8 protein-coding genes are annotated in these 7086 nt (G+C 71.1%); 3 read left to right on the top strand and 5 right to left on the bottom strand.

Going from position 1 to position 7086, the window contains the following annotated elements:
* Positions 1-394: 394 nt before the first annotated feature.
* On the top strand, positions 395-1417 hold the full coding sequence (locus tag ACFWY6_RS43040) for a hypothetical protein (protein ID WP_384702644.1): 1023 nt from the start codon (positions 395-397) through the stop codon (positions 1415-1417).
* 25 nt (positions 1418-1442) lie between these two features.
* Here ACFWY6_RS43040 and ACFWY6_RS43035 read toward each other — a convergent pair whose 3' ends face one another.
* Genes ACFWY6_RS43035 through ACFWY6_RS43020 form a run of 4 tightly spaced genes read right to left on the bottom strand, consistent with a single transcriptional unit; the run spans position 1443 to position 5366 of the window.
* Positions 1443-2411, bottom strand: coding sequence for an ABC transporter substrate-binding protein (locus ACFWY6_RS43035; RefSeq protein WP_384702641.1), 969 nt, complete (start codon positions 2409-2411; stop codon positions 1443-1445).
* Positions 2408-3274 carry an ABC transporter ATP-binding protein gene (locus ACFWY6_RS43030; RefSeq protein WP_384702638.1) on the bottom strand — a complete coding sequence of 289 codons (867 nt, stop codon included), beginning with the start codon at positions 3272-3274 and terminating at the stop codon, positions 2408-2410. Before ACFWY6_RS43030 ends, ACFWY6_RS43035 begins: the two co-directional genes overlap by 4 nt.
* Positions 3271-4401 (bottom strand): FecCD family ABC transporter permease, encoded by a 1131-nt coding sequence (locus ACFWY6_RS43025; RefSeq protein WP_384702635.1) that lies wholly within the window; start codon positions 4399-4401, stop codon positions 3271-3273. The genes ACFWY6_RS43030 and ACFWY6_RS43025 overlap by 4 nt, the downstream gene beginning before the upstream one ends.
* Entirely contained in the window at positions 4398-5366 is a 969-nt protein-coding gene (locus ACFWY6_RS43020; RefSeq protein WP_384702633.1) for a FecCD family ABC transporter permease, read from the bottom strand. Before ACFWY6_RS43020 ends, ACFWY6_RS43025 begins: the two co-directional genes overlap by 4 nt.
* A gap of 163 nt (positions 5367-5529) precedes the next feature.
* Between ACFWY6_RS43020 and ACFWY6_RS43015 the strand changes: the two genes are divergently transcribed.
* A complete protein-coding gene (locus ACFWY6_RS43015) occupies positions 5530-6159 on the top strand; it encodes an HAD family hydrolase (RefSeq protein WP_384702630.1) in 630 nt (209 codons plus the stop codon).
* Here the strand turns inward: ACFWY6_RS43015 and ACFWY6_RS43010 are convergent.
* Positions 6152-6403, bottom strand: a complete 252-nt coding sequence (locus ACFWY6_RS43010) for a hypothetical protein (protein ID WP_360776614.1) — start codon at positions 6401-6403, stop codon at positions 6152-6154. The genes ACFWY6_RS43015 and ACFWY6_RS43010 overlap by 8 nt on opposite strands.
* A gap of 173 nt (positions 6404-6576) precedes the next feature.
* Between ACFWY6_RS43010 and ACFWY6_RS43005 the strand changes: the two genes are divergently transcribed.
* Positions 6577-6960 carry a cold-shock protein gene (locus tag ACFWY6_RS43005; protein WP_055701393.1) on the top strand — a complete coding sequence of 128 codons (384 nt, stop codon included), beginning with the start codon at positions 6577-6579 and terminating at the stop codon, positions 6958-6960.
* Positions 6961-7086: the final 126 nt, after the last annotated feature.

The raw sequence follows: 7086 nt of genomic DNA, 5'->3' as shown, positions 1-7086 counted from the left end.
CGGTGCGGGTGCGTGGGGGCCGATGCCCGTCCCCTCGCGTCTCGATGCGCGGTGCGGGTGCGTGGGGGCCGATGCCCGTCCCCTCGTGTCTCGTCGCGTGCTGATGGTGCGTGGGGGCCGTGGTCCGGTCCCTCCCCTCGTGTCTCGTTGCGCGCTGTTGGTGCGTGAGGCCGTGGTCCAGCCTCTGGTGTACGACGCGCACGGCGAGTGAGTGGTGCCGTTCCGCCGCCTCCCCCACCCACCCCGGCAAGTCGCCCGCTGCCGGGCAATCGGGTGGGTGGGCGGGAAGGCATGTTCGGCGCCCGGAGACTGCGGGGCCACCCAAGGGACGCGATACCGTCGAGGCACAGCGCATGCGAAGGGCGGTCAACGCAGCCGCCCCGGAGGGGACTTCGTGGGGATCGAGAGCGATCAGCTCGTCTTCGACTATCTGAGCCGCGTCGGCGACCTGGCCCAGCAGCGCCAACTGCCGTCAGGCACCCGTATGCGCCTCGTCTCGGAGCTCCGCAACGAGATCGACCGCAGCCGGACCAAGGCCACGGCCGACAACCCGGCAGCGATACGCCGCATCCTGGACCGCCTCGGCTCCCCGGAGGACCTCGTCGAGGCGGCGGCCTCCGGGTCGGGGAGTGAGACTTCCGATGCGGGGCCGCCCCGCTCCCGAGACATACCCCGCCCCGCCGAACCGCCCCAGCGCCCCAAACGCCTCCGCCGCATCGTCCCCCGCCCCCGCCCCGCCGCCGACGAACCGGAGCTCCCGCAGGACGACTTCCGCCCGTCGCCGCCGCACCTCGCCGGCACGGACGAGCTGGGCCCGAGCGGCTCCGAGCCCGACTGGTGGCGGGTGGAGCGGGATGACGGCAACGGCCCCTTCGGCTTCGCCGACAGCGTGCCGGGCTTCGTCGGCGGCGTAGAGATCCCCGAAATCCTCAAGCCCCCGGCGAAGAAGCGCCCCGACGACGAGCCCGAAGAGGAGGAGTGGGAGGAGGAAGACGAAGAGGAAGCAGAGGGAGAGGAGCCCGCTCCCCGGCGGCGCCTGCGGCTGCGCCGCCCGAAGGCCGCCGCCGACCCGCGCCCCGGCTTCAGCAACCCCCTGCTGCTGCTCGCCGCCGCGCTCCTCACCGTCGGCGCGATCCTCGGCAACTGGCTTGCCCTCGGCGGCGGCTGGCTCCTCGCCTACGCCTCGCGCAGGCTCAGCCGCGCCGAGGCCAAATGGGCCGTGCTCGGGCTTCCGGGGCTCTCCGTGGCCGCCGGGATCACCTGGCTGTGGGGCAGGAACGAAGGCCGCTGGGGCGATCCCGTCCGCGACGGCCGCATGAGCGACGCGATGGCCGACACCTGGCCCTGGGTGGTACGCGGCGCGGCCGTCGCCTCCGCGCTCTACCTGTTGTGGAGATCGCAGCGGCAACGGCCTTGAGCCGGGCGGGAGTTACTTCCTCAAGCTACTTCTTCAGGTCCGTCTGCATCTCGTCCAGGATCTTGTTCGCCGCGGTGTAGCCGATGCCCTGGATCCACAGCTCGTCCTCGACCGTGTGGACGTTGCCGGACTTGACCGCCTTCATGTTCTTCCACAGGCTGCTGCCCGTGGTCTGCGTCTGCTTGGCCTTCTTCGGATCGCCGTACGTCGCCTGGAAGATGACGTCGGTGTCGGCGAGGTCGATCTTCTCGGGCGACACGTCGTACGAGAAGCCGTCCTTGGCCTTCGCGGAGATCGGCGCGCGGCCGAGGCCGACGTCCTTCAGGATCGTGGCGATGTAGGTCTGCTCGCCGTAGATGCGGATGTCCGCGCCCTCCACGAAGCGGACGACGTTGACCTCCGTCGCCTTGGCCTTCGCCGGGCCGCCGACGGTCGTGGTGACCTTCTTGGCGTGCGCGTCGTAGGCGGAGACGATCTTCTTCGCCTCGGCCTTCTTGCCCAGTGCGTCGGCGTGCACCTGGAAGTTCTCCTTCCAGGGGTACCCGGTGTTCTCCGTCATCACGGTCGGCGCGATCTTCTTGAGCTGGTCGTACTTGGCGCCGTGCCGGATCTTGCTGGTGAGGATGACGTCCGGGTCGAGGCCCGCGATGGCCTCCATGTTCGGATTCAGCATCTCGCCGACGTCCTTGATGCCGCTGACCTCGTCCTTGGGCAGGTAGCTCGGGAAGCCCTTGGACGTCTCGACGTGCGTGGCTCCGACCGGCTTCACACCGAGCGTGATCGCGGAGTCCAGCTCGGCGGTGTCGAGGACGACGACGCGCTTGGGGGCGACCGGGACCTTCACGTCCCCCATGGCCGTCTTGACGACGTGCGTCCTGCCGGAGTTCGCCGCGTCGTCGTCGGAGTCCGACGAGCCGCAGGCCGACAGGGCGAGCGCGCCGCTCAGCGCGAGGGCGCCGGCGGCGAGGGCGCGGCGGTTCTGGGAGCTGGTCATGGCTGTTGGGCCACCTTTCGAGCGGATGAGGAGGGTGCGGAGGACTGCGAACGGGACCCGGCGGCCCACGGCGCCCCGGGGACGACCAGCGGCGATCCGGTCACGGGATCCGGCACCACCACGCACTCCAGACCGAAGACCTCGCGCACGAGCTCCTCGGTGACGACATCGGCCGGTGCGCCCTCCGCGACGATCCGGCCCTCCTTCATGGCGACGAGATGGTCGGCGTACCGGGCCGCCTGGTTGAGGTCGTGCAGGACGACGACCACGGTGCGGCCGCGGTCGTGGTTGAGCTGGCGCACCAGGTCGAGGACCTCGACCTGGTGCGAGATGTCGAGGTAGGTGGTCGGCTCGTCGAGGAGGAGCAGGTCCGTGTCCTGGGCCAGGGCCATCGCGATCCATACGCGCTGGCGCTGGCCGCCGGAGAGCTCGTCGACGGAGCGTTCGGCGAGCGCGGACACGTCGGTACGTTCCATCGCCTCCGTCACCGCCTTCTCGTCCTCGTCGGACCACTGCTGCCACCAGCTCTGGTGCGGCTGGCGGCCGCGCGCGACGAGGTCACCGACGGTGATCGCCTCGGGTGCGACGGGCGTCTGCGGGAGCAGCCCGATCTGCTGGGCGATCTTCTTGGTGGGGAGCTTGGCGAGGGCCTCGCCGTCCAGGAGGACCGCGCCGCTCTTCGGCTTGAGGAGGCGGCCGAGGGCCCGCAGGGTGGTCGACTTCCCGCAGGCGTTGGGGCCGACGATGACCGTGACCTCGCCGTCCGGGATCGCGAGGTCGAGGGCGTGCACGACCTCACGGTCCTCGTAGGCGAGGGTCAGCTCGCGGGCGCTCAGGCGGGCATTCGGACGGGCGCCGGTCACGAGGTGCCTCCAGTGCGGACGGAACGGCTGCGGACGATGAGCCAGATCAGGTACGGGGCTCCGACGGCCGCGGTCAGCACACCCACCGGGAGTTCCGTGGGCGAGAAGAGCCGGCGGGCGAGCAGGTCGGCGATGACCATGATCAGCGCGCCGAGCAGCGCCGAGCAGAGCAGCGGGATCTGCGCGGTGCGGGTCATCCTGCGGGCGATCTGCGGGGCGAGCAGCGCCACGAAGTCGACGGGCCCCGCGGCGCCGGTCGCCACGGAGGCGAGGACGACGCCGAGCAGGACGAGACCGAGGCGTACGTGTCCCAGGCGCACCCCGAGCGCGGTCGCCGTGTCGTCGTCCATGGTCACGGAGCGCTGGGCGCGGGCCGCCCACGCGATGAACGGGAGCAGCACGAGCAGGGTCAGGCCGAGCGGCTGCGCCTCCGCCCAGCCGCGGCCGTTGAGTGAGCCCGTCATCCAGATCTGCGCCTGCTGGGCGACGAGGTAGTCGCCCTTGGTCATGAAGAGCGTGGTGATGGACCGCAGGGCGATCGCGAAGCCGATGCCGATCAGCACGAAGCGGGTGGCGTGCAGGCCGCCGCGCCAGGCGAAGACGTACACGAGAGCGGCGGCGGCGACACCGCCGAGCACCGACAGATACGGAAGCACGGTGTACGAGGTGACCCCGAGGGTCATCGCACCCACCGTGACGGCGCTCGCGCCCTGGCTGATGCCGATGATGTCGGGGCTCGCGAGGGGGTTGCGGGCGACGGTCTGGATCAGCCCGCCGGCGACGCCGAACGCGGCGCCGACGAGGAGGCCGACGACCATGCGGGGTTCGCGCAGCGTGCCCACGACCAGTTCGTCGGGGGACGGCTGCCCGAAGACGACCTTCAGGGCTTCGGCGGGCTGGACGAAGGACTCGCCGACACAGAGGTACGCGAGACAGCTGACTGCCAGCAGGGCGCTTAGGGCGAGGGTTACTGCGGCTGCCCGGCGGTGCACCAGGAAGGCTGCTTTGCGGACCCGGAGCACCGAATACCCAGCCGGACGCAGCTTTTTCGGTGGCCCGGCAGCGGGCGTTGTGCCCACCCGTTCCGCCGTGCGGAACGCCTGCCCACAACCGTGACGGGAAGTCATGCCGCCACCACCTTCCGGCGCACCAGAGTCACCAGGAACGGCACCCCGATCAGCGCGGTCATCACCCCGGCAGGCACCTCGCTCGGCGGAAAGATCACCCGCCCCACCGTGTCGGAGACGAGCAGCATCACAGGACCCAGGACGGCGGCCATCGGCAGCACCCAGCGATGCCCGCTGCCCACGATCGCGCGGGCGATGTGCGGGACCGCGAGCCCGATGAACGCGATGGGCCCGGCCGCGGCCACGCCCGCGCCGGTGAGCACGGTGGCGCCGAGTCCGCCGACGATCCGCACCGTCGCGACCTTCTGCCCGAGCCCCTTGGCCACGTCCTCCCCGAGGGCGAGCGCATCGAGCCCGCGCGCCACGGACAGCACGAGCAGGAGCCCCACCAGCAGGAACGGCCAGATCTGCCCGACGACCTCCGCGTCACGACCGGAGAGCGAACCCACCTGCCAGAAGCGGAACTCGTCCAGGGCGGAGGCCTTGGTGGTGAGGACGGCGGTGGTCAGGGAGACGAGGAGCGCGTTGATCGCGGCGCCGCCGAGCGCGAGCTTCACGGGGGTCGCCCCGCCCCGTCCGCTCGCGGCGATCGCGTACACCGCGACGGACGCGATGCCCGCGCCGACGAAGGCGTACCAGACGTATCCGGTCAGCGTGTGGACCCCGGCGAAGGCGATCGCCATGACGACGCCCACCGACGCGCCCTGGCTGACGCCGAGGATGCCGGGGTCGGCGATGGGGTTGCGGGTGATGCCCTGCAGGACGGTGCCCGCCAGGGCGAGCGAGGCACCCACCATCAGGCCGATGACCGTACGCGGCACCCGCATCTCGCGGACGACCTCGGCGGCGTCGCTGTGCCCGCCGTGCAGCAGGGCGTCGAGGACGGCGGACGGCGCGATCGCGCGGGCGCCGACGGAGAGGCTGAGCAGGACCGCGAGCAGCAGGGCCAGCACGGCCGCCGTCATCGCGACAGCGCGTCTGGCTGGCACACGCATCGGCTGAGCTCGTTTCGGAGGAATCGGCAGGGTGGAGGTACATCAGGGGCAAAGCAGAGGTAAGGCTTGGCTAAGCCTAAGGGGGGACCTCAGCCCCCGTCCCCCGGCCGTCGGGCCTCTGCACAATGGCCCCATGACCTCTCGCGCTCTGACGGTCGGTTTCGACCTCGACATGACCCTGATCGACTCCCGCCCGGGCATCAAGGCGGCCTACGAGGCACTGTCCGCGGAGACGGGCGCGTACATAGACGCCGACTTGGCCATCACCCGCCTCGGCCCGCCCCTCGATGAGGAGCTGCGCCACTGGTTCCCCGAGGACAAGATCCAGGAGATGGGCGACCGCTACCGTGAGATCTATCCCACATACGCCATCGGGCCGGCGCTCGCGATGCCCGGCGCCCGGGAGGCCGTCGCCGCGGTCCGCGAGCACGGCGGCCGCGCGATCGTGGTGACCGCCAAGCACGAGCCCAACGCCAAGCTGCACCTGGCGCACCTCGGCATCGAGGCGGACGCGGTGATCGGCTGGCTGTGGGCCGAGGCGAAGGCGGAGGCGCTGCGCGAGCACGACGCGGCGGTCTACGTCGGCGATCACACCGGTGATGTACGCGGCGCGCGTACGGCCGGCGCGCTGTCCGTCGCGGTGCCGACCGGGCCGTGCGACGCAGCCGAACTGCGCGCGGCGGGCGCGGACGTCGTGCTCACCGACCTGACGGAATTCCCCGCCTGGCTCGCGTCGTACGTCGCCGACGGCGCCGTCAAGTAGCGGCAGACCTGGCCTGGCGGCGCTGGACGGCGATACCGCGCAGCACTCCCGCCCCGGCGACGATGAATCCGACCCCCATCAGCATGCACACCGCGTACGCGATGGACGGGAAGGGATCCGTGCCGAGGAAAAGCGGGGCCACTGTGACGAGAGTGGCCACGGCTCCGACGAAGAAGACGATCGCTCCGGCACGGACCAGGCCATCGCCCGGTCCGGCTGAATTCGCTTGGGTTTTGTCACGCACCCCACCAGGGTAGTTCCCAGCGCGAAGGAAGAATCCGGGGACGTCTTGTCACCGGCTCCCGGACCAATAGTCTTGGTCCTGGCGGGTCGGGCGACCCGCTGTAGTGCTATCCAGAGCCGTTTTTTCCGCGGCATAGACGAGTACGACGACAAGTACGAGGACGAGGACTTCACGTGCCTACCGGCAAGGTCAAGTGGTTCAACAGCGAGAAGGGCTTCGGCTTTCTCTCCCGCGATGACGGCGGCGACGTCTTCGTGCATTCCTCCGTACTGCCCGCCGGCGTCGACACACTCAAGCCCGGACAGCGCGTCGAGTTCGGCGTCGTCGCGGGCCAGCGCGGTGACCAGGCCCTTTCGGTCACGATCCTCGACCCGACCCCGTCGGTAGCGGCGGCCCAGCGCCGTAAGCCGGACGAACTGGCGTCCATCGTGCAGGACTTGACGACGCTCCTGGAGAACATCACGCCGATGCTGGAGAAGGGCCGCTACCCGGACAAGGCATCCGGCGCGAAGATCGCCGGCCTGCTCCGTGCGGTGGCGGACCAGCTGGACGTCTAGCCGAGCTGTTCTCGCCGTAAGTGGGGGGGGGGGGGGGGGGGGGGGTGGGCCCCCCCCCCCCCCCCCACCCCCCCACGACGAAACGCACCGCGGCGGCCCCCCCCGCCCCCCCCCCCACCCCGCCCC

The organism is Streptomyces sp. NPDC059037 (assembly GCF_042740015.1).
Classification (GTDB): domain Bacteria; phylum Actinomycetota; class Actinomycetes; order Streptomycetales; family Streptomycetaceae; genus Streptomyces.
The sequence above is the reverse complement of the archived record's forward strand: the minus strand, read 5'-3'. Positions and strand labels throughout refer to the sequence as shown.